At 58.2% G+C, this 25,101-nt stretch carries 31 protein-coding genes; 8 read left to right on the forward strand and 23 right to left on the reverse strand.

Features of this window, described 5'->3' with window-relative positions:
- Window positions 1-4 precede the first annotated feature (4 nt).
- The 5 genes from Bsp3421_RS00345 to Bsp3421_RS34145 form a co-directional block, all read right to left on the reverse strand.
- Entirely contained in the window at window positions 5-271 is a 267-nt protein-coding gene (locus Bsp3421_RS00345) for a hypothetical protein (protein ID WP_273995111.1), read from the reverse strand.
- Between the two features lie 33 nt (window positions 272-304).
- Window positions 305-517, reverse strand: coding sequence for a hypothetical protein (locus Bsp3421_RS00350; RefSeq protein WP_273995112.1), 213 nt, complete (start codon window positions 515-517; stop codon window positions 305-307).
- 15 nt (window positions 518-532) lie between these two features.
- Complete coding sequence (locus Bsp3421_RS00355; protein ID WP_273995113.1) at window positions 533-1,132, reverse strand: hypothetical protein; 600 nt, start codon at window positions 1,130-1,132, stop codon at window positions 533-535.
- 232 nt (window positions 1,133-1,364) lie between these two features.
- Entirely contained in the window at window positions 1,365-1,547 is a 183-nt protein-coding gene (locus Bsp3421_RS00360) for a transcriptional regulator (protein ID WP_273995114.1), read from the reverse strand.
- 115 nt (window positions 1,548-1,662) lie between these two features.
- Window positions 1,663-1,854: a hypothetical protein gene (locus tag Bsp3421_RS34145; RefSeq protein WP_443111406.1), complete on the reverse strand. Its 192-nt coding sequence runs from the start codon at window positions 1,852-1,854 to the stop codon at window positions 1,663-1,665.
- Between the two features lie 225 nt (window positions 1,855-2,079).
- On the opposite strand from Bsp3421_RS34145, the gene Bsp3421_RS00370 reads away from it, so the two are divergent.
- Window positions 2,080-2,301 carry a hypothetical protein gene (locus Bsp3421_RS00370; protein WP_273995115.1) on the forward strand — a complete coding sequence of 74 codons (222 nt, stop codon included), beginning with the start codon at window positions 2,080-2,082 and terminating at the stop codon, window positions 2,299-2,301.
- 286 nt (window positions 2,302-2,587) lie between these two features.
- Here the strand turns inward: Bsp3421_RS00370 and Bsp3421_RS00375 are convergent, their stop codons facing one another.
- From Bsp3421_RS00375 to Bsp3421_RS00390, 4 genes are all read right to left on the reverse strand, one after another.
- On the reverse strand, window positions 2,588-3,112 hold the full coding sequence (locus Bsp3421_RS00375; RefSeq protein ID WP_273995116.1) for a hypothetical protein: 525 nt from the start codon (window positions 3,110-3,112) through the stop codon (window positions 2,588-2,590).
- A complete protein-coding gene (locus Bsp3421_RS00380) occupies window positions 3,109-4,353 on the reverse strand; it encodes a glycoside hydrolase family 19 protein (RefSeq protein ID WP_273995117.1) in 1,245 nt (414 codons plus the stop codon). Before Bsp3421_RS00380 ends, Bsp3421_RS00375 begins: the two co-directional genes overlap by 4 nt.
- Before the next feature lie 660 nt (window positions 4,354-5,013).
- A complete protein-coding gene (locus Bsp3421_RS00385) occupies window positions 5,014-6,318 on the reverse strand; it encodes an MFS transporter (RefSeq protein WP_273995118.1) in 1,305 nt (434 codons plus the stop codon).
- A gap of 86 nt (window positions 6,319-6,404) precedes the next feature.
- Window positions 6,405-7,181 carry a putative hydro-lyase gene (locus Bsp3421_RS00390; protein WP_273995119.1) on the reverse strand — a complete coding sequence of 259 codons (777 nt, stop codon included), beginning with the start codon at window positions 7,179-7,181 and terminating at the stop codon, window positions 6,405-6,407.
- Window positions 7,182-7,433: 252 nt separating this feature from the next.
- Between Bsp3421_RS00390 and Bsp3421_RS00395 the strand changes: the two genes are divergently transcribed.
- Window positions 7,434-8,369, forward strand: coding sequence for a LysR family transcriptional regulator (locus Bsp3421_RS00395; protein WP_273995120.1), 936 nt, complete (start codon window positions 7,434-7,436; stop codon window positions 8,367-8,369).
- Window positions 8,370-8,502: 133 nt separating this feature from the next.
- Window positions 8,503-8,823, forward strand: a complete 321-nt coding sequence (locus Bsp3421_RS00400) for an H-NS histone family protein (protein ID WP_273995121.1) — start codon at window positions 8,503-8,505, stop codon at window positions 8,821-8,823.
- A 519-nt stretch (window positions 8,824-9,342) separates the two neighbouring features.
- Here Bsp3421_RS00400 and Bsp3421_RS00405 read toward each other — a convergent pair.
- Window positions 9,343-11,433, reverse strand: coding sequence for an ABC transporter permease subunit (locus Bsp3421_RS00405; protein ID WP_273995122.1), 2,091 nt, complete (start codon window positions 11,431-11,433; stop codon window positions 9,343-9,345).
- 202 nt (window positions 11,434-11,635) lie between these two features.
- Between Bsp3421_RS00405 and Bsp3421_RS00410 the strand changes: the two genes are divergently transcribed.
- The 3 genes from Bsp3421_RS00410 (at window position 11,636) to Bsp3421_RS00420 (ending at window position 13,503) form a co-directional block, all read left to right on the forward strand.
- Window positions 11,636-12,100, forward strand: coding sequence for a GNAT family N-acetyltransferase (locus tag Bsp3421_RS00410; protein ID WP_273995123.1), 465 nt, complete (start codon window positions 11,636-11,638; stop codon window positions 12,098-12,100).
- A 13-nt stretch (window positions 12,101-12,113) separates the two neighbouring features.
- Entirely contained in the window at window positions 12,114-13,127 is a 1,014-nt protein-coding gene (locus tag Bsp3421_RS00415; RefSeq protein ID WP_273995124.1) for an AraC family transcriptional regulator ligand-binding domain-containing protein, read from the forward strand.
- A gap of 157 nt (window positions 13,128-13,284) precedes the next feature.
- A complete protein-coding gene (locus Bsp3421_RS00420) occupies window positions 13,285-13,503 on the forward strand; it encodes a hypothetical protein (RefSeq protein ID WP_273995125.1) in 219 nt (72 codons plus the stop codon).
- Between the two features lie 364 nt (window positions 13,504-13,867).
- Here Bsp3421_RS00420 and Bsp3421_RS00425 read toward each other — a convergent pair whose 3' ends face one another.
- The 3 genes from Bsp3421_RS00425 to Bsp3421_RS00435 all read right to left on the reverse strand — a co-directional run bounded on the left by Bsp3421_RS00425 (window position 13,868) and on the right by Bsp3421_RS00435 (window position 17,000).
- On the reverse strand, window positions 13,868-14,038 hold the full coding sequence (locus tag Bsp3421_RS00425) for a hypothetical protein (RefSeq protein ID WP_273995126.1): 171 nt from the start codon (window positions 14,036-14,038) through the stop codon (window positions 13,868-13,870).
- A gap of 194 nt (window positions 14,039-14,232) precedes the next feature.
- Window positions 14,233-14,769 (reverse strand): Imm21 family immunity protein, encoded by a 537-nt coding sequence (locus tag Bsp3421_RS00430; RefSeq protein ID WP_273995127.1) that lies wholly within the window; start codon window positions 14,767-14,769, stop codon window positions 14,233-14,235.
- 71 nt (window positions 14,770-14,840) lie between these two features.
- Window positions 14,841-17,000: an RHS repeat domain-containing protein gene (locus tag Bsp3421_RS00435; RefSeq protein ID WP_273995151.1), complete on the reverse strand. Its 2,160-nt coding sequence runs from the start codon at window positions 16,998-17,000 to the stop codon at window positions 14,841-14,843.
- Here Bsp3421_RS00435 and Bsp3421_RS00440 point away from each other — a divergent pair.
- Entirely contained in the window at window positions 16,987-18,402 is a 1,416-nt protein-coding gene (locus Bsp3421_RS00440; RefSeq protein ID WP_273995128.1) for an ISL3 family transposase, read from the forward strand. The two genes, Bsp3421_RS00435 and Bsp3421_RS00440, sit on opposite strands and share 14 nt — an antisense overlap.
- A gap of 110 nt (window positions 18,403-18,512) precedes the next feature.
- Here the strand turns inward: Bsp3421_RS00440 and Bsp3421_RS00445 are convergent, their stop codons facing one another.
- The 10 genes from Bsp3421_RS00445 to Bsp3421_RS00490 form a co-directional block, all read right to left on the reverse strand.
- Window positions 18,513-18,794 (reverse strand): DUF6283 family protein, encoded by a 282-nt coding sequence (locus Bsp3421_RS00445; protein ID WP_273995129.1) that lies wholly within the window; start codon window positions 18,792-18,794, stop codon window positions 18,513-18,515.
- A gap of 22 nt (window positions 18,795-18,816) precedes the next feature.
- The gene (locus Bsp3421_RS00450; protein WP_273995130.1) at window positions 18,817-19,104 is read right to left on the reverse strand and encodes a hypothetical protein; all 288 of its coding nucleotides are present in this window, start codon (window positions 19,102-19,104) and stop codon (window positions 18,817-18,819) included.
- 51 nt (window positions 19,105-19,155) lie between these two features.
- A complete protein-coding gene (locus Bsp3421_RS00455) occupies window positions 19,156-19,458 on the reverse strand; it encodes a hypothetical protein (protein ID WP_273995131.1) in 303 nt (100 codons plus the stop codon).
- Between the two features lie 118 nt (window positions 19,459-19,576).
- Window positions 19,577-19,816 carry a hypothetical protein gene (locus tag Bsp3421_RS00460; RefSeq protein WP_273995132.1) on the reverse strand — a complete coding sequence of 80 codons (240 nt, stop codon included), beginning with the start codon at window positions 19,814-19,816 and terminating at the stop codon, window positions 19,577-19,579.
- Between the two features lie 77 nt (window positions 19,817-19,893).
- On the reverse strand, window positions 19,894-20,091 hold the full coding sequence (locus Bsp3421_RS00465; protein ID WP_252987851.1) for a hypothetical protein: 198 nt from the start codon (window positions 20,089-20,091) through the stop codon (window positions 19,894-19,896).
- A gap of 40 nt (window positions 20,092-20,131) precedes the next feature.
- Window positions 20,132-20,374 carry a hypothetical protein gene (locus tag Bsp3421_RS00470; RefSeq protein WP_273995133.1) on the reverse strand — a complete coding sequence of 81 codons (243 nt, stop codon included), beginning with the start codon at window positions 20,372-20,374 and terminating at the stop codon, window positions 20,132-20,134.
- A gap of 473 nt (window positions 20,375-20,847) precedes the next feature.
- Complete coding sequence (locus Bsp3421_RS00475) at window positions 20,848-21,048, reverse strand: hypothetical protein (RefSeq protein ID WP_273995134.1); 201 nt, start codon at window positions 21,046-21,048, stop codon at window positions 20,848-20,850.
- Window positions 21,049-21,716: 668 nt separating this feature from the next.
- Window positions 21,717-21,968 (reverse strand): hypothetical protein, encoded by a 252-nt coding sequence (locus Bsp3421_RS00480; RefSeq protein ID WP_273995136.1) that lies wholly within the window; start codon window positions 21,966-21,968, stop codon window positions 21,717-21,719.
- A 92-nt stretch (window positions 21,969-22,060) separates the two neighbouring features.
- The gene (locus Bsp3421_RS00485; RefSeq protein WP_273995137.1) at window positions 22,061-22,339 is read right to left on the reverse strand and encodes a hypothetical protein; all 279 of its coding nucleotides are present in this window, start codon (window positions 22,337-22,339) and stop codon (window positions 22,061-22,063) included.
- Between the two features lie 177 nt (window positions 22,340-22,516).
- Complete coding sequence (locus Bsp3421_RS00490; RefSeq protein ID WP_273995138.1) at window positions 22,517-23,200, reverse strand: DUF4145 domain-containing protein; 684 nt, start codon at window positions 23,198-23,200, stop codon at window positions 22,517-22,519.
- Between the two features lie 245 nt (window positions 23,201-23,445).
- On the opposite strand from Bsp3421_RS00490, the gene Bsp3421_RS00495 reads away from it, so the two are divergent.
- Window positions 23,446-25,101 carry a hypothetical protein gene (locus Bsp3421_RS00495; RefSeq protein ID WP_273995140.1) on the forward strand — a complete coding sequence of 552 codons (1,656 nt, stop codon included), beginning with the start codon at window positions 23,446-23,448 and terminating at the stop codon, window positions 25,099-25,101.

Raw genomic sequence — 25,101 nt, forward strand, 5'->3', positions numbered from 1 at the left:
GATGTCACCGCATCGCCGCTGCGACACCGATTGCCCACTTCGCCGCGTAGTTGCTGTGTCCCAATGCCTGCCGCTCCGCCGACTCGACAGCTTCGAGTGAGGGCTCTTTGATCGACAAGATCCGAGCTTGGCGGATCGCCTCCTTCAGGACAGCGGTGCGCTCGGCGACGATCCACTCGTTTGGCATTCGGCTCTTCCGCTTCGTGGCCTCTTTGACGAGAGCGTCGTAGATGCTGCGCGCAGGTTCTTGGTGAGGCCTGAAATAGTCCATGGTTTCCCTTGATGCGATGTGGCCAACCGCTAGTCACGCCGGTTGGATATCGAAGTTCGCCTTGAGATACGCACCGTTGCATTTCCAGACTTCGGTGCCGTCGCGGTAAAAGGTGGCCCAGCCGTTTCTAACGATGACCCGCGCCTTCGGAAAGACCTGGCTGTGTCCGTTCATGGCAGCTGAGATCACGTTGCGTTCTCCGCAATGCGCCCAGTATTCGCCGTCAGCTTGTACATCGGCTCCCACGATCGTGCATTCTCCCTACCTGCTCGTTGCGGCCGCGAGCCATGCGGCGCCGACCTCAGTGAGTTGGGCTTCGGTGTCGAGCCGAATGACCAAGCCCTTTCTCGCGAGGCCAGACACTGCTCGACCCTCAGTATGTTCGACGGGCACCAGCGTGCCGGCGGGCGCCCTTCCCGCTTCCGCGAGAATGGTGTGCATGAAGGCTTGTTCGCCGCGTGACAGCTTTGGGCCGGTAGCCTCGGAACTGGCGACCACGGGCAATAAGGGGGAATGCTTGGCTCTCCGCCTTTCCGCAGTAGCAGGCCCGGTGATCCGCTGCCACATTTCGTCGTCGAGCCCATCGAGCTTCGCAATCGCTGCGTCGCGTGCGTCCTTCCACGTTTCCCCGCTAACATTGCCGAGGCGCTTTCCGGCGGTTACGCTGGAGACGACCCAGGTCGGATAGAGGGTGCCGCAGATGTCCGCCTGATAGTGGGCGGCCCACATCATTCCGCGACGTTCGAAGGCGATGCCAATGACCTGCGTTGATACGCCGACCGCCATCTGGACCTCGAAGAGCACTCCCGAGACAAGCTCGGGCTCTCGTCTCGTGTCCGCCGTTGCATTTTTGGTGCCCATGCGTTTCTTCCTTGAGTGTTGAGACGCGGTCCTTTCCATTGGCAGTTCCTGGCTACGGGTGATCAAGCAGGATCAGGCGACTCGTTCCCACTGCGTTGGAATGTACCCGAGCACAGGTGCGAATATGAGCGTCTCCGCCAACGTCGTCGCACGCTTCATGGCAACGATCGAGTCCACCTCGGAAATAAAATTAACTCATTGAGTATGTATTGTACTCACTCAATGAGTGGTGTCAAGGGCGTTTGCGTTGCTTTATTTGACGGCTCTCGAGTATCTCGCTGATGAACTTCCATGCCATCTCAGGCATCGTGCGAAACTCGGCCGACTCGGAAGGTTGCAACCAGTTCTCGATCGTGCGCTTCTTGGCTCCGATTCGCTCCGCAAACTCCTCACGGCTCATGTCGAGGACGCTCATCGCGTGCCTCAGGAAATCCTGCTGTGTTGACGTCACGTTGTGCTCCCTCGTTCTACTCAGTGAGTATCTTAGGGTATCGAAGCGGTTCCGTCGAGGAAGGGAAGAATCATGGAATTCAAACAAGCCCACCGACCGTATGTCGGTAAGCGCCGGGGGAACACGTCTGGGCATCAAGTGTTTCATTGTGCGCTCTCAGCTTGCCCAGCTGACGCTTTGTGATCGCGGGATCGAGCCGGAGATTACCAGGCACCGTGCCGAACATGGCAGCGGCCTTGCCGAACAGCGCTTGGCCGTTGAATGCACGCATGCCTGTCGGCTACCCTGTTGCGCCGGCAGTACGGGACGAAGCAGGCTTGCTTTCCGGGTCGAGGTCATTGAACGCGACCGTCGCGCGACGCTGCGGCGAGCGCCATACAGAAGCTATCCGCAATCGACGTCTCCGAAGCCAGGGTTGACACGCGCTGATTGAACGTACGATGGAACGATCCGGCAGTTGAGCTGCCGTCGACTACAGAACATTGGGGGAACTGACGTGGCAACGTTACTGGAATGTCTCAAGTCGCTCCTTTGCGACCTGGTGATGCGCGACCTCGCGACTGTGCGCGACGAGGTTGCCACGGTCGCAGAGCACATCGCTCGGCTTCACCGCGATGATGACGGATACGAAGTCCGCAAAGAGTCGCGCAATTTCGGCCGAAATGAGATCACGGCGGTAGGCCTTATCGGTGGCCCGGCCGTGCATCGGCAGGTCTGACACAGCTCCGTTTGCCCCCGAATTTCCGGGTACGCTTAGCTACTGGTGGACCGAGCTTCGCGGGCAAGCCGCTCTATCAGCGGCAGCCAAGAGCGGACGCAGTCCGGGCGCGGCGAGCGCGGAGGCTCTCTCGGGGAGAGAGGTGAACAAAAAGGTAATGAGGCAGAGTGGTATGGGCTGACCGACAAGCCAAACGGTCCTGTAATACCCGCTTCGTTTCCAAACGCGCGCTCTACGCCTGGATTCGTCCCGAAGTGACCTCTGGGGCTTCGCGCAACGACGAAACTTATAGACCGAGCGCCGCCAAGCGAGCCCGGATCGATGCTGCGTTCTTGTAGGGAAACGTCACCTGCTTTCCGTCAAGCAAGCCGTCGTAGCCGTCGCCAAACGCCTTCGTGATAGCCGGGAGAGCTTTGAACGTCGTCTTGTTGCCGAGCGCTTCAAGACGATACGCACTGACCTGATAGAAGTCGCCCTGAAAGTCGGCACCGGCCGACGCGGACGCCCAGCGCGCCAACACAACAACGTCGTTTGCTCGGTAGAAAACCGTAACGATTTCCGGCCCGCCACCTTCCGCTTCGATCGTTCCAATCATGACTGCTTCAGCGCCGTCGCATTTCCAGAGGAGTTGCTGATCGAACACAGCCGAACTGACGTTTGGATCGACCCCGGGCGGGTATTCCTTGTGGATGACGACGGAGCAGCCCGGACGGACTTGCTTCGCAGGCAACGTCACGTCGCCGTCGGCGAATGCATACCCAGAGAACAGCATCAGGGCCGTTGAGATGAGTGTGAGAAACGTCTTTTTCATACTTGCCATCCGTTTGACGCAGTCAATGCGCCTTGCCATCTTTCAGAGCAGGGATTTTTACCGTCGTTCAACAACACGAATGCGCGTTTGGCCATGTTTCCACGATCCCGGATCCGGAGCAATGCCTTGTTGATGATGTGGGTTACGTCGTGAAGCGAGTTTCGGTCCGCAGGTTCATTGATACCGTTTGTCCTCCAGAACCACGCGGACGAATCGCATCCGATCGCGCTGTCGGTTGCGAGCAGCCGCGGATTCGGCATTGCGCTGTTACCGGATTCGTCTTGATATCGACGGTAGGTGCTGTCCCAGGTCACTGCCAGCGGACCCCGGCCCCGATAGTCGACATCCGGATATTGCGCGTTGCCGAACAGAACCTTGCCAAGCTCCTGGTCATTGTTGGCCAGATGCGTTTCCGTGTACGCGCGCATTTGGGGCTCTGTCCAGGTTGGATTCAATCGTTTCAGTCCCGCTACCAACGCACTATGATAGATGCCCCATAGGCGGCTCCCGTCGCGGTAGACCAGACTTTCTTCAAACGAGGTGAAGTTGGTGCATTCGACGCTCGCTTGGCCGAGGAAATGAGACACACGTGCGCAGGTGTTCAAGCGGTATTTCCGGAAAGCGGTGGTGAGGTCGGTCGAGTATTTGTCGGCATTCGTCGCCGTGATGTTCGGAAATAGCGTCGTCAGAATTTGGTGCGTCATCGTGAGATCCGCACCGCATGCGGTGCACCTCAACCCGGCCGAGATGAAGTTGCCGACGAGTCCCATCGGATGCCAATGATAGACTAGCGGGGATGCGCGAAAATCTGCCACGCTTGAGGCTCGGTCCCACCAGCGCAATGCATCGATACGGGTCTTTTCGGCCTTCCACACCGGCAGACCCGCATGCATGAACGAATCCAGCGCGTCCCACTTGCTCATTTCTCCGCCCCACTCGCTTTCATATCGCACGACCAGATGATCGAGGCGATCTGCGAGCCATGGTTTCCGGAGCGCCAGTTGCAGTTCGTGGGCGGTAATCTTGCCGTCTTTCTGCCCCCCGCTATCGATCGCGTCCTCGAGCCTCATGATCGTCTCGTCTGAGCGACCGCCCTTGAACGACTCTTCGAAGGTTGTGAGTTCATCGGGTGTGCCATTGTCCGCAACAAACAGCGCGCGTTGGAACATGTCGGACACCGATCTATTGAGAGTAACGACATCGAACCCCGGCCAGTCCCACGAGCTCTTCAGCTCAACCATCGGGTGGCCATGATCACATGCCCAGCCGTCTACTTGGACATTGCTTTCGTCGGCGACGCTGACAGCGTACCAAGTCTTGCCTGCGGATTCGGCGAAAGACTGTGCTGATGGTGTGTAGATGACTCGAGTCCAAGCTGCGGGTCTGCCGCTGCTCGGTCATCGATTGCATTTTGCTTCCCGTGATGAATTGTCTATTGGTAAGTGAGGCGAATAAAAAGCGCTGCATACTCTTTTTCATGGGAAATCGCGTACACAGCAAAGGCCACCTGCGCCCGAGGGAGCATGCTTTAGCGCTGCAGGCGGCGTGAGGAAGAGAAGTCGGTCACGATCCAGCGGGGCTGAACCGGAAGGCCGCGAAGGGCGGAAATTGGCTGCCTAGTAGGAATTGCGCTTCTATCGCAAGAATAGACATTGCAGCCCGAATTGATTCGGTCAATGCTTTCGCAATGAGGCGGAGTGTATTTCCGGACACAATTAGAATTGTGCCGTACAATAGAGCCAGCCATAGTTATTCCTTTTCTTGGCAACCCTCGCGGGTTGCTGGAATGGGTTTGCGATAACTGTGGTCAGGCTGATGTCGGTGTTACCAGCACCGGCTTCAGCCGCTTCTCAAAATCAACTGCTACTACTCTCGTAGTCCATTGAAATGAGATTTGAGTCTCATTTCGTGGCAGATTCCTGGGTCGGCGCGTGGCTGAGGTCTCGCCCTGCAGTTTCGGGAAAGGTCAGCAGCACGACAACCAGCAGTCCGTAGGCGACAGCCGCAAACAGTCCAATGCTCGCGCCCAGGTGATCTTGGGACGCCAGCGCGCCGATCAGGAATGGGAAAAGTGCGCCAATGGCGCGGCCAGCGTTGTAGCAAAAGCCCTGCCCTGACCCGCGAACCGAGGTCGGATAGAGTTCCGAGAGGAACGCGCCCATCCCCGAAAATACGCCCGACGCCGCGAAGCCCAATGGGAAGCCGAGCCAGAGCATAGTCGCGTTGCTCAAGTCGAGGGAGGTATAGACGACGACGATGATCATCGACGCGACAGCGAAGCCAATGAAGTTTGCTTTTCGGCCGATGCGGTCGCAAAGGAACGCGCTGCAGACGTAGCCCACATAGGAGCCAGCGATTACGACAGCGAGATAGGCGCCGGTGCTAATCACGGACAGATGCCGTTCAGTCTTGAGGTAGGTCGGCAACCAGGTCGCGATCGCGTAGTAGCCGCCTTGTGTGCCGGTCGCAATGAGCGTTGCGCGCGCCGTGATTGAGCGGTACTGCCTCGAGAAGATGGCGAGGAGTCCGGGGCGTGAGCCCTCGGCACGGGCCGCATGTGCGCGGACATAGACGCTGGAGTCTTCGACGTGGCGCCGAAGAAACAGGATGAGCAACGCGGGCAAAACGCCGATCAGGAATAGCGTGCGCCACGCGATTTCCGGCGCGAGGATCGAAAACAGGAGCGTGTAGAACCCGACGGCAACACCCCAACCTAGCGCCCAACCAGCCTGCACCAGACCCACTGCTTTTCCTCGATCACCGGACGACACCAACTCGGCCATGAGGATCGATCCGGCCACCCATTCCCCACCGAAGCCCAGGCCCATCAGGCCGCGGGCCACCAGCAGCTGGGTTGGGCCTTGTGCGAGCCCGCACAGGCCGGTGAAGAGTGCGAAGCAGAGAATCGTGAGCTGCAGCGTCCTCACGCGTCCGATCCGATCGGCGAGAATGCCCGCCCCCCAGCCGCCCACTGTCGACGCCAGGAGCGTCGTGGTCCCGATCAGGCCGGTGTCGCGTAGGGAAATGCCCCAGATCGTGATCAGGGTTGGGACGACGAGCGACAGCATTTGCACGTCCATGCTGTCGCAGATATATCCGATTTTGCAGCCCCAGAAGGCACGCCGCACGGCAGGCGGACTTCCGGTGTACCAGGAAAGCACACCGCGTTCTGAATTGCGGGCGACCTCGCCAAGTTGGCTCGACATGCTGGATCCTTGCTCCTAGCAGGCGGTGCAGCGTGCTGATGCACGTACACCGCGTGGAAATTTGATTGCAGAGAAGTGGTGAGGCTTCAGCTGTCGACCTCGCGATCCGTCACAAGCATGTAGCCGGGGCTGTGCGCGTAGGCGAGATCCAATCCAGCGGATTCGATGGCTATCTGAGATGTGACGCCACAGGCCCAGAAAACAGGCGTCTCCCCCTTCAGGACAGGAGTAGCGTCGCCGAAGTCAGGGCGAGACAGATCCGCGATGCCGAGCGCTGACGGGGCACCGATGTGGATCGGGGCACCGTGGCAATCAGGGAGCTGTTCAGTGATTCGGATCACGAGGTCGATCTGCTCATTCGGGATCGGCCGCATCGTGGCAACGAGATTGCCGGAGAATCGCCCAACCATTTTGTTTCGAATATTGGTTTTATACATGGCGATATTTCGATTTTCTGAGATGTGCCGCAGGCGAATACCTGCCTTTGTGAGCGCGCTTTCGAACGAGAACGAGCAGCCAATGGCAATCGGGACGAGGTCCTCGCTCCAGTAGTGTTCGATGGAGCGGAGCGTCGACGAGAACGAGCCGCCCGCCAAAGCCCGGTACTTCCCAATATCGGTTCGGAGATCGATGTCTCGTCCTAATGCGGGTACGTCCCACTGACCGGGCTCACCCGTCCAAATCACTGGGCAGGCGGCTGGATTCGCTGCGCAGAACTGCACAAACTCCGTGGCATAGGCGGAGGGCAGAACCACCAGATTCGCTTGAACGAAGCCGGCCGACGCCGAAGTAGTGGGCGCCCAGACGCCGTGTTCGCGAACGAGTCGTCTGAATGCCTGCGGGGCGAGCCGGTCGAGTGCCATATGCGTGTCGCGAGTGGTTTCGATTAAGTGAGGTGATGGTAGTGATTCTGCGGAGGGTGTCCATCGTATTTTTTTTGACGAGGGGCAATTATTTTTTTCAAAGCTTACAAATAGGCTAAATAATATCTTTGATGGAAATATTGAAAATCAGTTTTCATTAAATAAAACCTTTTATCTCTTGCTTGGCGATAGATGGAGAAAATAATCGGTATAGTTGACCACGTTAACGGTATGGCCGGAATTCGATATAGAATGAACACTCGATTTCTTGAGACGCTAGTGGTCCTCGCGCGAACACGCAGCATCAAGGCAACAGCAGTTGTCCTTGGCACAACCTCCGGCGCCATTTCGCAGCGGATCAAGAACCTGGAGGAGACCTTCGACGGTGTTCTCGTCGAGCGCTGGCACGGCACGGTTCGACTGACCAGTCTGGGGGAGCACGTTCTGCCGTATGTCCGATCGATCTTGGAGGCAGAGAAAGATCTGATCGCGGCGTTGCCGGCCGGTAGTCAACACTTCGGCCGGCTCCGGCTTGGCGTCATCGAGACGATCGTGCACAGTTGGCTGCCGGAGTATCTCCGTGAGTTTGCTGTCGAATTGCCGAAGGTCGAGCTCGATCTGAGCATCGACGCTACGACTGTCTTGCACCAGCGTCTGCTTGCTGACGAGCTTGACGTGATTTTCCGGGTCGGTGGCAGCGATGACGAGCGAATGGTAAGCGAAGTTCTTGCCGATTTCCCAGTTCGCTGGATTGCCCGATCCCATCTAGTGGATCCGCTTGCGCATGGGCTCGCGAAGCGCGTTTTGGCCCATCCGATACTGACCTACGGGCGCGGGACCGCGCCATACCACGCAGTGTCGCAAATCACGAAGTCGCTCGCGATGTCAAACGGCATTGCGCCTCAATCGATACGCATCACGCCATCACCCTCTATCGAAGTGATCCGTCAGTTGGTGTGCGACGGCTATGGCGTCGCGGCCATACCTCCCCTCCTCGTCGACGAGCTGATGGCTGACGGTTCCTTGGTCGAACTCCCGCTTGACCCGTCACCACCGCCGATCGCTGTCGCGATGGAGTGGAAGCTAAATCACGGGAGCCCTATCACGATGGCGGGCGCCAGCATCGCCAGGAAGGTCGTTGAACGCTACGGTCGAAGTGTCGGGCGCGGATTGATCAACGTGCTTTGAACGACGCGTGCAGGAAGTTTGGACGGAGTTCGTCAAATCACGTCGCGGACATTTTGTCGGGCTTCTATTTCAGTTGTCGCCGATATTGCGAGGCTCCGCTACCATTGCTCCTTCACTAACGTGAGGGATTATCTTGGGCACTAGTGTCAAGGAACTGCAAGCGCAATTACGTGACCTGAATCGGAGTCTCGCAGACGCGAAGAGTAGCGAAAGGCAGGCTTTCCTACTTTCCGTTGCGGAGCAGGTCGCACTCTACGGTATTGCCGAGGAAGAGTTGGTAATTGCAGCGGGGTTCAGAAAGGTACGAAAACGACTACCGGCGAGATATTACGATCCTTCGACGGGACAGAAGTGGTCGGGCCGCGGGCCGACTCCGAAGTGGCTGGATGGGAAAAATCTGGACCATTACCGGATCGACAGGGAGGTCAAAACATGGTGGCCGGAGAAGAACTGATAGGGCGACACGCAGGCCGCACTCGACGCCGAATGACAGACCGAACAGATCGCGAGCGAAAGCCTCGCGGAGGCACGCGCGAAGCACGACGCCAGCGCGGGCGCGTTGAGCGACTAGCTGCAGGCGCAGACCACCTGTCGCCGCGCGCTGCTTGACCGCGTGAGCACCGAGAGCAACGCACGCAGCGCGGACTGCGCACTCGCCATCGCGAAGGGGCTCGACGCGAACACACATCTGCACGTCACGCCGTCGCCGCCGGTCAGCACGCGCTCGAAATCGCCCGTGGACGCTACAGAGCCAGTTTACAGAACTATCGAATGCACAAACGGCACTGACCGACGCCAATAAGGAGCGACTATTCGCTGTATCTAAGTCGCGCATCGTCCGCCTCAAGCTTGCAGCCAACCTCAGGGCCCCCGAGCTGTCTAGGCCCGTTCACTCCACCGCTGCCATGCGCAGAGCCTAACGTAAGTGACCCGGCCTTTCAGGCGAACTTCCGCGCGGCCGCGAGACCGGATCCTATTCCACCTCGCTGCCGGCACCGCCTACTAGGAAGGCTTCGCGAGGACGTCCGGCCATCCAATTCGGTGCTCGACCTCGCCCAACCCAAGTTTGGCCCGTTGCTGGATTCCGATACTTCGGCATGGGCACGCCACGACAATTGACCTCTCCACCACGGACCACCCAATTCGGGAAGATCTGATCCGGACCAATTCCGTACTTGGCGACCGCCTCCCGGATCCGGGCTAGCGCTACCTCAATCTCTCGCTGCTTTACGGTATCTGCCTCACGAGTAAGTTGCTCGAGCTGAGTCTTCAGTTCATCGTAGGTAGCCATGGATGTTCTCCTGTAGGCGTGAATCGGATCGAGATATCGGTCCAGCGTACCGATCACGTGCGGGTTAGCTGCACGCCACATTGCATTGCCTCCACCGGCTCGTCGTATTAAGCGAGACACAGGGATTGAGCGTTTTCTGGATGTGCCAAGAACAGAATAAAAAGAGCGTGCGTCGAGTGGGGACGCGCCACACGCTGGGAGGCCAACTTTGAGCGCGCCGTAGATGTACGTTGGCAGCGTGATCACGCCAGCACCGGCGACGAAGTAGGTCGTGACGAAGTCGTCGAGGGACGTCACGAAGCTCAGAATGACTCCCGTTACGACACCGGGCCAGATGAGCGGCAGCGTGACTGTCCAGAACGTCGTCCAGGGGGTAGCCGATAGCGTTGCCGCGGCGTCGAGCAGATCCTGGTCCACCTTCTTGACGCTCGCGCGAATGGGGATATACGCGACGGGCAAGCAGAAGACCACATGCGCGAACAGCACGCTGGCGAAATTCAGGTCGATCGACAAAGACGAGAAAGCAAGCAAAGTCGCGATGGCAAGCACAATCTCCGGGACCACGAGCGGGATCTGCATCGCCGTCTCAAGCATGGATGGCATCGCATGCGACCCGCGATCGAGCGTGACCGCCGTAGCCACGGAAATCACCGTCACAACTGCGACAGTGGCGCTGGCCAGCGCGAGCGAGCCCAGCGCGGCTCGCAGGAGATTGTCATCGGTCAGCGCTTCGACGTAGCCGTGCAGCCCGAACCCTTGCCAGACCAGCGACGAAGATCCAGCATAGAAGCTCGTCGCAGCCAGTGCCGCCAGCGGCAAATACAGAAACACGAACATCGGGATCGCGATCCAAGTCGTTCCCGGAAATACCGCTGCCGGCTCACGCCCCCCCCTCCCGCGTACGACATCGAGGGGCCTGCGACGGGCGATCCAGCTCACGGCCACGACCGCACAAAGCAGCGCAACCGACAGTGCCGCGCCGAGCGGCCAATTGCGATCCGACGTAAACGCCAGTTGCACGAGGTTGCCGATCATCATCGCCTTGGCTCCGCCCAGCAGGTCCGGAACGACATAGGAGCCCAATGCCGGAACGAAAATCAGTGCAACCCCCGCACCTACTCCGGGCATGCATGCCGGCACGACGATGCGCTTGAGCACTTGCCACGGGGTCGCGCCAAGCGAACTTGCCGCCTCGGCGACTTCCCAATCGAACTCGCGAAGGCTGACGTAGATTGGGAGCACCATGAACGGGAAGAAGATCGACACGAGCCCGATCATGGTCGCGACGTCGGTGTACAGCAGGCTCATGCCCGTCATCCTGTTCACGGCCCCGCCATCGGCAAGCAAGATCACCCAGCCGTATGCGCGCACGACCAAGCTCACGACAAACGGCGCTGCCACGAGCAGCAAGAGAATCGATCGCCGCGCCGCCCGCTGGGTTGCGATGAAAAGCGCTGTCGGGAGACCCGTGACGAGGCAGAGCACGGTCGTTAGTGCCGCAAACGAAAAAGACCGGATGAAGATGGAAATGTAGGCGGTTCGGTAAATCCAGCTTCCGTCGAAATCATGCTCCAGCACGACATTCAAATATGCCACCGGCGTGATTTTTCCCCACGCCACTCCGCCAAAATCCAGTGGCATACAAAAAGATACGTAAACCACGATGCACAAGGGAAACAGAACACCGACCAAAAGAATGGCAGCCGCAGGCAAACAGGCCAAAGGCTTGATTGACGGCAATCCTCGGTTCTGAAGTGTGTGCATGTTGCTCATGAATTGTCCTGTTATTGTGCAATGCGGACCCCCGAAAGCTTACCGGAGAACGCCTGAACTGCAATAGCAGCAGTGCACCTTTCGCGCCAAAATTGCCACCTTTCGCGCCACTGTGGAGGCATGATAGATTTAGCCCTATATATTTGAACAGAGACGCCAATCTCACTCATAATCGACCGTTATTTCCACCAGGGCCGCAAACGTGAACAATAAGATTGATAATTTAGAAACCAGAAAATTATTGGAAAGCGACATCGGGAATTTTTACGAAATCCGCTTTTCCGTGAAAGAAAATCGCATCCACCCACATCAGGTTCACCTTCTCGATCGCAGTTTGCTGGTCGAGCAGATCAGTCAAGGCGGAGGCTGGATCTGTATCGACACCGCAACCAACACACCTGCGGGCGCGTGCATCCCGATCAACGGGGAAGTACCGATGATCGGCGCACTATTCGTCCGGCCGGAATACCACCGGCGAGGAATCGGAGAGCGGCTCCTGGCTCTCTCGCTCGATTGGCTGGAGCGCGAAGGAGCGCGGACGGTTACGCTCATCACGGACCCTGGTTCCAACGCCGATCGCTTCTATCAGCGATTGGGTTGGGCGAGAGGCAGCCTTGACGCTTACGGCGTCCAGATTGTCTTCACGAAGCAGTTGGGGCACGGATAGCATGAGATCGGCGATGCAACGGACACCATCATTTGGGACGGATCTCGCGAGTCGCCGGCCCGCACCTCTTCACACCATCATCATTGCGCTACGCGTACTCGAACGCCTCGGCTACTCTGTCACGGAGCTACTACAGGGGTCCGGCATCACCGAGAAAGATCTCACTCGACCAGATCTGGTGGTTTCGCACACGCAAGAACTGATCGTGTTCGCGAACGCTTTACGCGTCACCGGCGACGAGTCGATCGGCATCACGATTGGTCAATCGATACCTGTCACGGCCTACGGCGTCCGTGGCCATGCAATGCTCGTCTGTCCAACCTTGGGCGCGGCACTCCGCCTCGGTTACTCATGTCCGTTGCTCGCGATCTCTTACTTCAACGCGACGCTCCACGAGGTCGACGGCGACGCAGTCGTAACGATCAGCGATTACGCCTATCGCGCAGACCTGCACGTACTTAACACGGCAATGTGTGCGTCCGCGTATAAGCGCGAAATTGTTGATCTTTTACAGTACTCGCCCGACTTCAAACGAGTCACTTTCGACTTCCCCAAACCGGGAAATGCGGATCTGTACGCAACGTTGCTAGGGTGTGACGTCGTTTTCGATGCAGGAAGCACCACGATCGTGTTCGACGCCAAACACCTATCCGCGCCCCTGGCCTACTTTCACGAAGTCGAATATGAGCTTGCGAAGCATTTTTGCGAGCAGCGCGAACGCGAACTGAGTGCGTGGAAGCCCGAGCAACTCGTCACTAGGGCGTTGCAACACCTATACGAAACCCGAGGCGTCTTAAGTGCGCAAGAATTAGCTGAAAAGTTGGGCACCTCGCATCGATCAATGCAGCGCGAGTTGGAGCGTGCCGGTGTCTCCTATCGGCGCCTGCGCGATGAAGTTCTACAAGCGCGGGCCGTGGAGTATCAGGCGCATCAGGCGCTGACGTCCGTCAAGGTGCGCGCCCGGGAATTGGGATATGGCTCTGGATTCGCATTGAAGCGCGCACAAGCTCGCTGGGAAAAGCGATAGACAAGGAGTCTTTTTCTCACTGCCGGGCTCGGTGACTTTGGGTTCTAAATTCATACCATCAGTTTCCACGGCGTCGATGCGCAGACCAACTATCCAGGCGTCAGTGCCCTGGCTCCCGGGGTAGCTTACATACTGCAAATGGCGCGGTTAGCTAGGCATGCGTCACTCGACCGCCATGACCTACGGGTTCTCACGCGCGCTGGCGCCCTCCGCGTGCTTTTCGGCTCAGACCGGCGGGTTTGCGGCCGTCGCGTCGCTCGACAAGGACATCCTGCGCGGCACCGAGTGTGACGACGATCCGGGTTCGCTGCGGCAGACAGTGAAATTGTGGCGAATTACCGCACGACAGGTTTCTCGCTTGGGCAACACCCACTAGAATTGCTGCGCGCTCGACTTACGGCGGCCTGTCTGCTGTCCGCAGGCGAACTGGCACTGCTGCGCAATGGGCAGTTCGCGCGTGCACGTGGGATCGTAACGGTCCGCCAGCGGCCGTGGACCGCTAACGGAGTCATGTTCATTACGTTGGAGGACGAGACAGGTTAAACGAATGTGGTCGTGTGGCCTACTCTGCAAGCACAGTACCGGCGCGAAGCGCTTGGCGCAACACGGCTTGCCGTCTACGGGATCTGGCAGACGGCCGAGAAGGTTCAACACCTCATCGCGAAACGACTCGTGAATCGGACCGAGCTTTTCGGCGCACTACGCCTCGGATCACACGACGTCCGCTGAGCGCCCCTCAATCACGACTTGACTGCCCGCTTCACCACAGCAGATCCATCTTCATTTACCCAAATTTCCTCATTTCCGGAAAAATCGGCCACAAAGTCCAATCCCGCCGGCATCCTGAGAAACTTGAGGACGACCGGAAGAACTTCGCTCAATTCCGTCAGCTTGCACATCAACTGATGCATCCCTGGCTCTCTCTATGCCAGGAAGCAGGGCTTCAGCGTGGACAACGACATCGTCTCGACGACGGCGGAACAACTGTCGAAATCTAGCGCGGGCGACCATATCGATGGAAGCGCGCGTCGCCGCTTTCGTGGCGGGCGCGCGGGAAACTCTGTCAATGCTATGACTGCATCGCTTCACTGCACCCGAACAGTCATCAAACCCTGCTCAAGCGCACCACCCAAAGCAGGTTGTTGTCGTTCTCATACTTAATCAGGGAAACGGCGTACTTCCCGCACTCGACCACGACCTCTACCGTATTGCCCATGCCGGCAGCCTCTTCCCAGGTGAATGCCGCATCGAACACCACCATGGTCGGCGAGGTAATCGCGAAAGCGAAGGGCTGATCCTCGACGCTCGCCCATCGCCCGTTTACCACCTCACGCACACACTGCTCAATCTCTTCTTCGCTCCCGCCAAACTCGATCTTCACCAACAAGTACGAGCCAGCGGAAATTTCATAAAACCCGATCTCCTGTTGCGCTCCACACACTACCAATACGTCGCTGCCGAGCACGTTTCTCAACACATTCACATACTCGTCTGGTCCCGCGAGGCTACGGCATGCCAGGTCGTAATCACTGCCACCAGCAGCAGTGGGCATCACGCTCAGCCCTTCGTTGCCGCGCCATCGCTCGGCAACAGGCTTTCCGGTAAAAATGAAATTTCCGCCGCTGGAATAGATCCATTTCATCATGCAACCCTATGAAGAATTTTGCATCTAAAAGCCCCGCGCACCGCGTGCGCAGGGCCGCAGCCTAACGTTCAAAAACCCGATCGTCCTTTATGCATTCCCTTCAGGGTGCCGTCTCCGAGAGAGGACGACTGCATCGTCCAGAAAACACCTCCCAGCGGATCTTCTTTGAAGTCGTTCCACGCATGAGTGGCGGCTTCGCTGACCGTCGAACCAACCACTGCGGCTGCCTCGGCCGTACGTCGAAGCAATCCGCTCACAAATCCACCCTGTGCGTTGGAACACGTCAGGCAACTCGGGAACAGGCGCTGCTCTTCACCGTTCGCCAATTTGGTCGGTGGAATATGATCGCCAATGTAATTGCCTGACTTCGTTCCCGGATCCGAGGTGCCACATAGGTGACATCCGCTTTCCTTACCTATCGCAGTGATCGTTCTCGTTTCCTCCGCAGTCACTCGGGGACCGCTAGCTTTGATGCTTTCCTTCGCGAATGGTCCTGGTGCGTATCTGGTGATGACTTCCTTGAGCAGTTCGGACACTGGACTCTCTCCAGCCGGATCGACCAGATTGACGGGGTTATTTCTGACGTACGCATACCAGTTCAGATCATCCTTGTACCCGATCGGATCCGTCTGCAGAAAACGCCCCAGTTCCGGCGAATACATCCGTGCCTTGTAGTAGTACAAGCCCAGCGACGCGAGATACTGCTGCCCTGTATACCCAAATCGCGGCACGACCGTTCCGGCGGTTTCGCCGAACGGCCCATAGGCCTGACTGCTGGTGGTCGCCCCACTCCCGTTTGCCTGCGCAACGATACTACCTTGCTGGTTTGCATACAGCCAACTCTTCGACGCCGTACCCGCGCCATCGTATTGCACCAGCGGCTCGTCGACTCCCGGGCCGAACACAAAGCGGTGCGTCATCGCGCCCGCACCGTCATATTCGGATACGAGGTTCTTACCGTCGTACAGCAGCACCGTGTCCACGCCATTGACGCTCATCTTGACCAGCCGCCCTTCCGGATCGTATCCCAGCGCGGCGTTAGTGCCCGAGCGGGTCGCCGTCTTCATCCGGTTGTCGACATCGTACGTATAGGTCCACACCGCATCGCCGGTCAGGTTGCCGTTCAAGTCGTACTTGATTGCACTCTCAGATACCGCCGCGTACTGATTCAACGCATTCGCCGAGTACGTGCTTGTCCCGATCGCCGGCGCCCAGCCATACCGGTTGCTCGTTACACTTTGCTTCTTGATGTCGCCCAGCTGGTTGCGCATGAACGTCGCGACCCAATCCTCGGTACTGCTCGTGAAGCGGTGATTCTTGGCCGCCACGAAGCCTTGGTTGTCGTACGCTAACTCGGTGCGCGTCCCATTGCCAAGATCCACTTGCGCACGACGGCCCAGCGGATCGTAACTGTACTTCGCGAGACTCACCGTGCCGTTTTCCAGCAACTGCGACGGCCGGCCGAACACATCGTACTGAACGGCCAGATGGAAACCATCCGGCCACGCGACATCAGTCACCCTCCCCGCCGCGTCGTAGTGATAACTCAGCGGCCTTCCAGCCGCACTCGTCTGCGTCAGTTGGCCCAGCCCGTCATAGCTGTTCGTGATTGTTTGGCTGCCGTCGCTGTATTGCGAGCTCGTCTTCAGGCCGCGCAGGTCGTAGCCGTACTGCACGTTGCCCCCGTTAACCGGCATGTACCGCACGGCCAGACGATCCAGCGCATCAAAAGTCTGCGTATAGGCCTGGCCGTTGCGCTTGCGCAGCCCGACCAGATTGCCATTCTCGTCCCAGTAATACTGCTCGTAATTGTTCGCATCGGCCTTTCCCGGTTGCCCCTCCAGCGGGTAGTGCGTGCGATACAGGCGGTCTTGCCCGTCATACAGATTGACCGTGGTGTTGCCCTTGGCGTCAGTCGTCAGCGCGACCGGGCCATTCGGGTTGTAGACATAGCTGACGTAGCTCTGCTCCAGTCCCGTTCCCACTGCCTTGCGAACGCTCTGCACGGTGTCGTCTGGGTAGTAAAGCGTATCGACGACGCGGTTGCCGCCATCATCCGCGCCGAGGTACTGCGTCACACGGCTCACGCGATGATGATCGTCGTAGGCCGTATCCGTGATCGGCGTCGGCGCGGCTTCCGTCGGGCAGATCGCCACCCCTGCCGTTTTTGCCGGTCCCCACACGCGCACCACGTTGCCCATCGCATTGTAGCGCTTGCAGCTCACCATCACCGGCACGATTGTCGCGGGGTTGGTAGCGGGCTATTTCTCCACGCTGAAGCGCTGGACTGGCCCGCTGCGCAATCGGGTCGACGCGATGCCGCTGATGTGGCGCAACCGGCGTGACCTTCGCGCGGCGCTGCTGATTGTTTCTTTGGCGGGCCTCTTCGATTCGAACCTGACACTGCGAGCGGCGTTGGAGAAGTTGACGAAGTCGGCGGATCCATGGCTGCACTACCGGGTTGAGCGAGTGGAATGGCCGTCGGAGGCAAGCCGAACCCTGTCGCTGTATCTCAAGCCGGTCAGCAAAGTGATGGTCTGCGAGCAATGCGGCAAACGGTGCCAGCAGATTCACGAGACGACCGTTCGGCGGGTGCGGGATCTGCCCTTATTTGAATACCGGGTGGTGCTCCATGTGCCGCGCCGACGAGTCTGGTGCGACCACTGCGGCGGCCCTCGGTTGGAGAGGCTGGATTGGCTGGGGCGTTACCAACGGGTCACTGCCCGCTTTGCCAAGGCCTGCGAGATCTTGCTGAAGTCCGCCAGCGTACAGGCTGTTGCTGCGTTCTATGGTCTGAATTGGCACACTGTCAAATCGATCGACAAAGCCAGTTTGCAAGCCAGCATTGTTGAGCCGGATTGGGAACAGGTGCGGTATCTGGCCATGGACGAGTTTGCGCTCCACAAGGGCCATCGCTATGCCACCGTGGTTGTTGAGCCGATCAGCCGGCAAGTGCTATGGATCGGCCAGGGCCGCTCACGCGAAACCGCCCGAGCCTTCTTCGAGCAGCTTCCCGAAGGCGTTGCCGAGCGCATCGAGGCGGTCGCCATCGATATGACGACCGCCTATGAGCTGGAAATCAAGGCGAACTGCCCGCAGGCGGAAGTCGTCTATGACTTGTTCCACGTGGTGGCCAAGTACGGACGTGAAGTCATTGACCGGGTACGAGTCGATCAGGCCAATCAGCTTCGGCACGACCGTCCTGCGCGCAAAGTACTGAAGTCGAGCCGCTGGCTGCTGCTGCGCAATCGCCAGAACTTGCGGGCAGATCAGGCGGTACATCTGAATGAACTGCTGGAAGCCAACCAGCCGTTGCTGTGCGTCTATCTGCTACGCGATGAACTCAAGCGACTCTGGTTCTACCAGAGACCCGCCTGGGCTCAGAAGGCATGGGGACAATGGATCAGGCAGGCTCAGCAGAGCGGCATTTCGCCGCTCAAACTGTTCGCTGAACGCCTGCAAAGCTACTGGCACGGCATTCTGGCTCGCTGCAAACACCCGCTCAATACCAGCGTCGTCGAAGGCATCAACAACACCATCAAGGTCATCAAGCGTCGGGCCTACGGCTACCGGGATGAGGAATACTTCTTCCTCAAGATCCGCGCTGCCTTCCCCGGTAATCCGCGATGAACCTTTTTTTGGGGTATCCGGTTTACGCGGTTGATGGATGGTGCGGCGCAGTATTTGCAAGGGAACGGCTTTTCCTTTGTGGCCAGCGCATCGAGCGCGAGCGATTTCCTTCAGTTCTTGTGGTGTTCGATGCAGGCCGCTTTGCTTGTAAAGACTTGCTCATGTCCAGACAGATCGAGGTCGATGTTTAGCATTGAAGCTACACGCACAAAAGCGTTGTCATTGCCATTGATGAGCATGTGCCCGGCGCATTGCATATCAGTTCGCTCGTGACACACAAACGAATCGGCAGCAAGTATCTCTGCGGTTCGTTGCTCGCCTAGCCAGCCCTTCAACGTGTCCGTCCTGAACGGGCAGTCTCGGCAAGGGGTTTTGATGTGCGGCAGCTTCACTTTGTGTTTTCCGATATTCCTGTTAGTCCAAATCCGGGCCAGGGTAGCCCGACGAGCACCTGACGCCCCACTCCCGCCCGCGAAGAGTTAGGTCAAAGGTACTACGCAGCGGCCTTACTTCGACACCTTTCCCGATGTACTGGCGAATCAGCGAGCCGGTTGGGTGTCCGCATGGATTCTTCATAGCGATCGAAATGTCGTCATGTACCTCGAAACCATTGCGCTCGGCCTGCGCCCGGTTTTCAGCAAAAACCGGCGCTTTGTCCAAATAGTCGCGAAGTACCATCGCGAGTTCATTCTCTGTTGCCATGTCTAACTTTTCCTTTGTGGCCAGCGCATCGAGCGCTAGCGTTTTCCGTGGTCAAAGGTTGGGTTCGCGCTTCGCCCGCAATTCGACAAGCGTCGAGTACAGAACAATAAATTTAACGGCCTCCATCGGGGTCCAGAGAGCGACAATCGCTTGACTTTGATAACCATTGGCGTCAATAAAGTACCCGACATAATGGTTGTCATCGACCCACTTGAAAGCAAAGTCCGCGACATGGTGGAGTCGATGCCCAACGGTGATCTGCCCCAATCCGTCCGATACCTCGACGGTCACATCGTCCAGCTCGTCGAGTGAGCGCAGACGGTTTGCCATCTTCTTTTGCGGCGTCATAGCCATTTTTTTCCCCGTAGACGATTGGCGCATCGCGCCAGTGTTTATCCTATGCGCTGGCATTGGCCGGCGACTCTTTTTGCAGGCCCAGCCGAAGTTTTCCGTGGTCAAAGGTTGGGTTTGGTCAGTGCTTGCACATGTTAGAGAGCACGGTGATTGCGCCAGAGAACAGGACCGAGATACCGGTGGCGCCTGCCGCCCACATGTTGCGGCGAGCAGCGTCATCGAGAAATTTCTGCATTCTCACCCCGCCGTCTAACACCGCAGGGGGAGCTTTAGCTTTCGCAGACCAAAACCAGAGTGCTGCAGCAATGAGGCCGAAGACAGCGGAACCGATTTGCAGCCAAAGCGACATTTTTTTCATCCTCTCCGTGGGTGTCAATGCCGGCCAAGCCGGTCTTTTCCTAGTGGACGCGTGCCGGATACACGTTTTCCTTTGCGTCAGCTCGACATGACGCCGAGGATTTTTACGTCAGACAGCCGCACCCGCAGACGACGCGCTACTGCACGTTGAGCGCGCGTAACCAGATCGAGTCCTTTGGATGGGTCCGTTACGCGAGCCACGAATGCGACACTGCCGGTGACGCGTTCGCCGGATTGCACCACCTCGTAGGTAGCCGACACCGCAATACGTTCCATCGCGCTTTCCCGTTTTCCGATCAGTCCGCAATCATGTCGCTCAGTCGCACCAAAACTCGACGGGCAAACTCCGGTGCGGCTTTCTTCGCAGCCTCGGCGCTCGCGAAGTCGTGCGCGGCGTAACCAAGGTAGTAAAGGTGAAAGCGCCATCGTGCTCATGCTGCAAAGACATGTCATTGCCAGCAAACAACGCTGTGTGTGAGCCTGGCGCGCTGCTGTTGAGCCATTGTTGTTGAGGTTGCTCCGCGAGCCTTTTGCTCGAATCCATCAATTCAATTTTCATGCCGTTTTCCTATTCGATTTGCCCGACCGCAAGCTACGTGGCGATTGCAGCCAACGCTCTGTCGATGCTAAAGACTGTTGTCTCTCCGGTCGCTGCTACGACAGCAAACGCCTTAGTCGTGTTGTAACCACCGGAAGGCCGTTGCTGATTGTCGAGTTCTGTCGTCACCTCTACAGCATCTATCGCAGGGTAGTTCGTCGCAGCACAGTAGCGCCGGTAGACATCCAGAATATCCGACCGGTTAGGGTCCGCGACCTTCGTTCCAGGAAGCGTGGCCTGCCGTATCACGCTGAAGTACGATCTCGCGGCCGTAAGCGTCTGGAAACTAACTCCACTTGCTAGCGATACCTGCTTCGCCATATCACCCCCAACGTTAACTGCTGCTTGGATTGGCCTACCTCACAAGCCCCCGCAGACTTCGATTCGTGAACCAATATCGTGCGCGGCTCGCGCGCCTGCGTTTTCCTTGCTGCTCAGGTGCTGATGCCCCACGCCTCAAGCCGGAACACCGGTTCGTCTTGTCCAGCGAGCGATGTCGTCACCCCTTTCGCGCGTACGTCAAACGTCTCCTGTTCGAACTCATTGAGGCCGATGGCTGTGTCGGGGTAGGCCACACACACCTTCATGTTGCCGTCGAGCTGCGCCAGCGCGTTGCGCAATTCATCTACCGTCATCGTTGCTGCTCCTGTTTTCCGTGGTTAACCGCGTTGCTCTACTTGCTTTCCATGCTTGCACAGAGGACACCAGTGAGGCCGTTTAATGGTGTTGGGCGTTGTCCACCATCGATGGCCGTCTGCGCATTCGAAATGAAGGTGAACCTTATCCCCAAGATAGCGATCGGATAGGCACCTGCCGAGTCGGCTCTGAGCCACGTCTTGAATCTCGGCCAACCTGTTCGTCTCCTGTACCTTCAACGACCGGGAATTAGTCACGCGCGCGCAGACCGGACACCACGAAGTTCTATGGCGAAGATTTGCGGGGCGAGCCTCCCATACGTGACCGGCCGCGCATCGGAACACGTGCTTCCGATGAGCACCGTAGTACGCTTCGGACAGACATTCGCCGCCTCTTTCTGCGGCTACCCTCCGAATTTCATCAAGCGTGAGAGGCGGACTTTTAGCAGCACCGCAATTCGGACACCAACGGCCACGATGCAGGATATTAGTGGCACGAGTTGTCCATTCGTGCCCCGTTGAGCATCGAAATCGCAGAACTGACGTTGTGCTCGTGTAGTCGCCCGATGACGACAAGCATTCACCCGCCTTCGACTTCACCAGTTCAACCACGTCCTCAAATGTCCTTGCGCTCATAGCTCGCCCTCGTGCTCGCCCCCGTTTTCCGATCAGTTTCCAACGAGGCGCTTACACGCTGCGAGGCTGCTCGGACCGCTCTGGCCATACGCATCGAAGCGCCGGATCTGGCCCAAGTGCCGAAGTTCTTCTCGCCCTAACGCCTCGAGGTCACCTGCAATTCGGTCGCCAACCGCGATGTCAATATCAGCGATCAACTCGAAGACAACAAAGTCGCCTTCGTCAATCTGTACAACAAACATACCGCGCCTCTGGTTCGTGACGACAACAGTTCCTTCTTGCATCCTTTCCCCCTGTTTTCCGTTGTCAATTACTTCAGTGATTCCATGAGCACAGCATGCTCTTCATCGGATGCCCGACTGATGAGGTGGTACGTTCAAGCGGGCTTACGCATCGCCTCTACCACGCAGTACGCCCACTTCGCACCATAGTCCACCGACCCGACGGCATAGCGTTCTCCGCTGACAACGTCATCCATCGTTGGAACGCGCAGCCCGAGTCTTTGCGCTTGAAGCGCCGCTTCGCGAAATACGGCGTCGCGCTCCGCTGCTAGCCACTCGTCGACGCTGCGTCCTTTGCGTTTGGTCGCCTCGGCTTGGAATGCGTGGTAGATGCTGCGCGCTGGTTCGCGGCGGGGTTCAAAGATGTCTTGCATTATGTGTTGCCCCTATCGATGTACGTGGCTGGACGGCGGAATAAGACATTCGGCCATATTACACGGCGTCGTCGCATGTCAAGTCTCGTGATCCGCTGCACGGGTGGCGTCGTTAGCCGATCGCTTACGTGCGACAACGAGGACAGCGACGATCAAGCTTCATGACGTTTTCCGTGGTCAGTCGAGACCGCGCTCGACGGGCTTGTCGTCATCACAAACACGCCCCTTCGCACGAAGCACGGAGAGTACCGTCTCACGGTCATCGTAAAAGTCATGCAGCAGCCTTGCCGCGTAGTCCTTGGCCGTTTGCACTTCTTCCGGTGATACCTTGCGCCATTCATCGTGCAAAACATCATTTCCGAGCGTACGAATTTCGTCATTGGCACGCTTACGTCGTGACGCTGTTATCACGCCATCGTCAGCAGCCAAGTCAATTTGTTGCTCAAGGGGCGTTCCCTTTTTAAGTTTGTACCCGTTAGCCCGCAGCGTCTTGTCGAGGACAGATCGAAACAATGCAGCGGCAGCCCGATAGCAGCCGGCCTCAGCACACTCTTCACCTTCTCGAAACTCGTTGACGATCCCGTCCGGAACGCCCGCAGGCAAAGTTTGGCGCTCTTCCGCTTCGGGGTAAAAATCCTCGAGCGTCGTGTGCCGTCCGTCATTCAACAGCGTGATCAATGCGCCTGCTCCACAGCCAGAACAGCACGCCAATCTGTAGATCTCAACGCCTCCGCCTTCCAGCTGCCGGAAAACTTGCCCGTATTGCCCACGCTGAGGATCGCCGATCTGGAACGAGGTTAGCGCACCGCTGCATGTCGGGCAGTGCGCCTGCACATGTCCATTTTGATTTATCGTCGCCATTCAAATTTCCGAGATGTTGTCAGCCAGGAGCAAGGCGCACATATGGGCCACTGTCGGCGAGATTTCCCCTAAATATCTGCTTAATATGTCCGGATGCGATTTTATTATTGCACCTTTTTATCGCTTCCCTAGAATCGAATGACGGATGACGCCGCACACGTGGCGTCGCCCGAATCTGGAAAACAGCGACCAGAAGCCATTGGCGGCGTATCAAGAACGGGCCGGTAGGGTCCCATGGAATAGAGATGCCTTCACCACATGCTCGCGCATCGCGAACGATACGCGTCGCGCTCTGTGGCCTTATAGCCACGTTTCCGCTCGCGGGATGCGGACTCTCCTTCCACGATGACAATGTCGAGCAGCAAACGTCCAAAGCGCTCAGTACCTTCCAGTCGGGCGGCCTGCCGTCGATCGGCGCGAACACGCTGAGCGACGAGGCGAAGCTCGACACCGCCGAGGTCAACGCCAGCATCGCCCTCAACCAGTCGATGCGACGCTACGACCTGGCGCGCCTGCTTGGGGATTCAAACTATATCGCCAGGAAGTGCGAGACCTTGAAGGGCCGCGGCTCCGCGTGTCCGCTTCTCGTATTTCGCGATGAAGTCAAGCAGAGGCGTTGCGATCTGGCGTGTGGCGCATCCGTCGCCTCTGGGGATTGGCAACTACTTCTCTTTACCGACCCAACGGGGAGCTCGATAACCGATCAAATTCCGAACGATCCCAGCACGGATAAAATCATCGAAACCTACAACACGGCGGTCAGTGCCTACAAGGCGACCGGTCGAACGGATTTCACGTCCTGCAAGACTTTCAAGGATCCTCATGAACCGGACAGTACCGCAGCCGAGAAAATGTTCGCCATGTGTACGGCATACCTCAGCGCCATGAGCAACCCACGACCGGGCGACCAGGTGCTGGCGGGACTGACAGCCGCAGGTGTGACAGGACGGATTCCCAATGTGAAGACAGCGCTTGCGGACCGAGTGGCGGACCTGAAGGCGCTGAACAATAACGAGACGAATACCGCGGCTAGCCTCAAGGATGCGCAAGCGAAATTGACGAGCGCAAAAGCGTCGGGGAACGACGCGAGCGAGGTCGGCAAGCGTGTCCAGGACATACTGAATATTCTCGACGCAGCAGATAAGGGCGCTGCAACCCTCGGTTACCCCGGCGATGAACCGGGAGCTAAGCTTGCCGCGATCAAATTCCGGAACACCAATCTCAATGCGGCGCTACACGCGACGGTGCCGGCGAGCGGCGCAAGTGCTGCAGCGGCCGCGCGAGGCGCGAGCGGCAAAAGCGGGCCGTCGGATCTCGCCATCGCAAGCGTCATCTCAGGCGTGACCACCCTTGCCGCGGATGGGCAAGTTGGCGAAGAGGCGGCGTCCGCGGTGCTAGACCTGCAGGTTAGGACGGAAGCCGGTATGCAGGCCGCGGTCCAGGCCCAGATAGATGCGGTGAAGAATCAGGTCATCGAACTCGAAAACCAGCAACAGGCATATGTCATCGAATTCGTTTTGCTCAATGCGACTAGCAAAGCGCTGGATGACGCGCAACGCGCGATCGCGCATTCAAATTGCAAGGCGACGAACCTGGGTGTCATGCTTGAATCGCCCAGGTGCGCGGCCGCTGCCGTGCCACTGAGCGAGGCCCTGACGCTTTACGACCGTGCATGGATCGAAGGCAGGGTGTCGGGTAACGCAAGCGAGATTCGGCAAGCACAACTCATCCGCGTCGAGATGCAGTCGTCGGACGCAGCGAAGCTCGATGCGCGCGTTGCGGTTGACACCGAAGCGCTCACGGCGCTTGCGTCCGCAGGCAAAGCGGGCATCACGCCGGCGACCATCGCCTCGTTCATCCAGGCCCTGGCCACCGTCGTCATTGCCGCGAGAGTCCACTGA

The sequence above is a fragment of the Burkholderia sp. FERM BP-3421 genome (assembly GCF_028657905.1).
GTDB lineage: Bacteria > Pseudomonadota > Gammaproteobacteria > Burkholderiales > Burkholderiaceae > Burkholderia.

What these genes read in the sequence shown, in the direction of transcription:
- Bsp3421_RS00345 (WP_273995111.1), bottom strand. Translation starts at nt 271, where the DNA reads ATGGACTATTTCAGGCCTCACCAAGAACCTGCGCGCAGCATCTACGAC.
- Bsp3421_RS00355 (WP_273995113.1), bottom strand. Translation starts at nt 1,132, where the DNA reads ATGGGCACCAAAAATGCAACGGCGGACACGAGACGAGAGCCCGAGCTT.
- Bsp3421_RS00360 (WP_273995114.1), bottom strand. Translation starts at nt 1,547, where the DNA reads ATGAGCGTCCTCGACATGAGCCGTGAGGAGTTTGCGGAGCGAATCGGA.
- Bsp3421_RS34145 (WP_443111406.1), bottom strand. Translation starts at nt 1,854, where the DNA reads ATGCGTGCATTCAACGGCCAAGCGCTGTTCGGCAAGGCCGCTGCCATG.
- Bsp3421_RS00375 (WP_273995116.1), bottom strand. Translation starts at nt 3,112, where the DNA reads ATGAAAAAGACGTTTCTCACACTCATCTCAACGGCCCTGATGCTGTTC.
- Bsp3421_RS00380 (WP_273995117.1), bottom strand. Translation starts at nt 4,353, where the DNA reads ATGGTTGAGCTGAAGAGCTCGTGGGACTGGCCGGGGTTCGATGTCGTT.
- Bsp3421_RS00385 (WP_273995118.1), bottom strand. Translation starts at nt 6,318, where the DNA reads ATGTCGAGCCAACTTGGCGAGGTCGCCCGCAATTCAGAACGCGGTGTG.
- Bsp3421_RS00390 (WP_273995119.1), bottom strand. Translation starts at nt 7,181, where the DNA reads ATGGCACTCGACCGGCTCGCCCCGCAGGCATTCAGACGACTCGTTCGC.
- Bsp3421_RS00395 (WP_273995120.1), top strand. Translation starts at nt 7,434, where the DNA reads ATGAACACTCGATTTCTTGAGACGCTAGTGGTCCTCGCGCGAACACGC.
- Bsp3421_RS00405 (WP_273995122.1), bottom strand. Translation starts at nt 11,433, where the DNA reads ATGAGCAACATGCACACACTTCAGAACCGAGGATTGCCGTCAATCAAG.
- Bsp3421_RS00415 (WP_273995124.1), top strand. Translation starts at nt 12,114, where the DNA reads ATGCAACGGACACCATCATTTGGGACGGATCTCGCGAGTCGCCGGCCC.
- Bsp3421_RS00420 (WP_273995125.1), top strand. Translation starts at nt 13,285, where the DNA reads ATGCGTCACTCGACCGCCATGACCTACGGGTTCTCACGCGCGCTGGCG.
- Bsp3421_RS00425 (WP_273995126.1), bottom strand. Translation starts at nt 14,038, where the DNA reads ATGCATCAGTTGATGTGCAAGCTGACGGAATTGAGCGAAGTTCTTCCG.
- Bsp3421_RS00430 (WP_273995127.1), bottom strand. Translation starts at nt 14,769, where the DNA reads ATGAAATGGATCTATTCCAGCGGCGGAAATTTCATTTTTACCGGAAAG.
- Bsp3421_RS00435 (WP_273995151.1), bottom strand. Translation starts at nt 17,000, where the DNA reads ATGGTGAGCTGCAAGCGCTACAATGCGATGGGCAACGTGGTGCGCGTG.
- Bsp3421_RS00450 (WP_273995130.1), bottom strand. Translation starts at nt 19,104, where the DNA reads ATGGCAACAGAGAATGAACTCGCGATGGTACTTCGCGACTATTTGGAC.
- Bsp3421_RS00455 (WP_273995131.1), bottom strand. Translation starts at nt 19,458, where the DNA reads ATGGCTATGACGCCGCAAAAGAAGATGGCAAACCGTCTGCGCTCACTC.
- Bsp3421_RS00460 (WP_273995132.1), bottom strand. Translation starts at nt 19,816, where the DNA reads ATGAAAAAAATGTCGCTTTGGCTGCAAATCGGTTCCGCTGTCTTCGGC.
- Bsp3421_RS00465 (WP_252987851.1), bottom strand. Translation starts at nt 20,091, where the DNA reads ATGGAACGTATTGCGGTGTCGGCTACCTACGAGGTGGTGCAATCCGGC.
- Bsp3421_RS00470 (WP_273995133.1), bottom strand. Translation starts at nt 20,374, where the DNA reads ATGAAAATTGAATTGATGGATTCGAGCAAAAGGCTCGCGGAGCAACCT.
- Bsp3421_RS00475 (WP_273995134.1), bottom strand. Translation starts at nt 21,048, where the DNA reads ATGACGGTAGATGAATTGCGCAACGCGCTGGCGCAGCTCGACGGCAAC.
- Bsp3421_RS00480 (WP_273995136.1), bottom strand. Translation starts at nt 21,968, where the DNA reads ATGCAAGAAGGAACTGTTGTCGTCACGAACCAGAGGCGCGGTATGTTT.
- Bsp3421_RS00485 (WP_273995137.1), bottom strand. Translation starts at nt 22,339, where the DNA reads ATGCAAGACATCTTTGAACCCCGCCGCGAACCAGCGCGCAGCATCTAC.
- Bsp3421_RS00490 (WP_273995138.1), bottom strand. Translation starts at nt 23,200, where the DNA reads ATGGCGACGATAAATCAAAATGGACATGTGCAGGCGCACTGCCCGACA.
- Bsp3421_RS00495 (WP_273995140.1), top strand. Translation starts at nt 23,446, where the DNA reads ATGCCTTCACCACATGCTCGCGCATCGCGAACGATACGCGTCGCGCTC.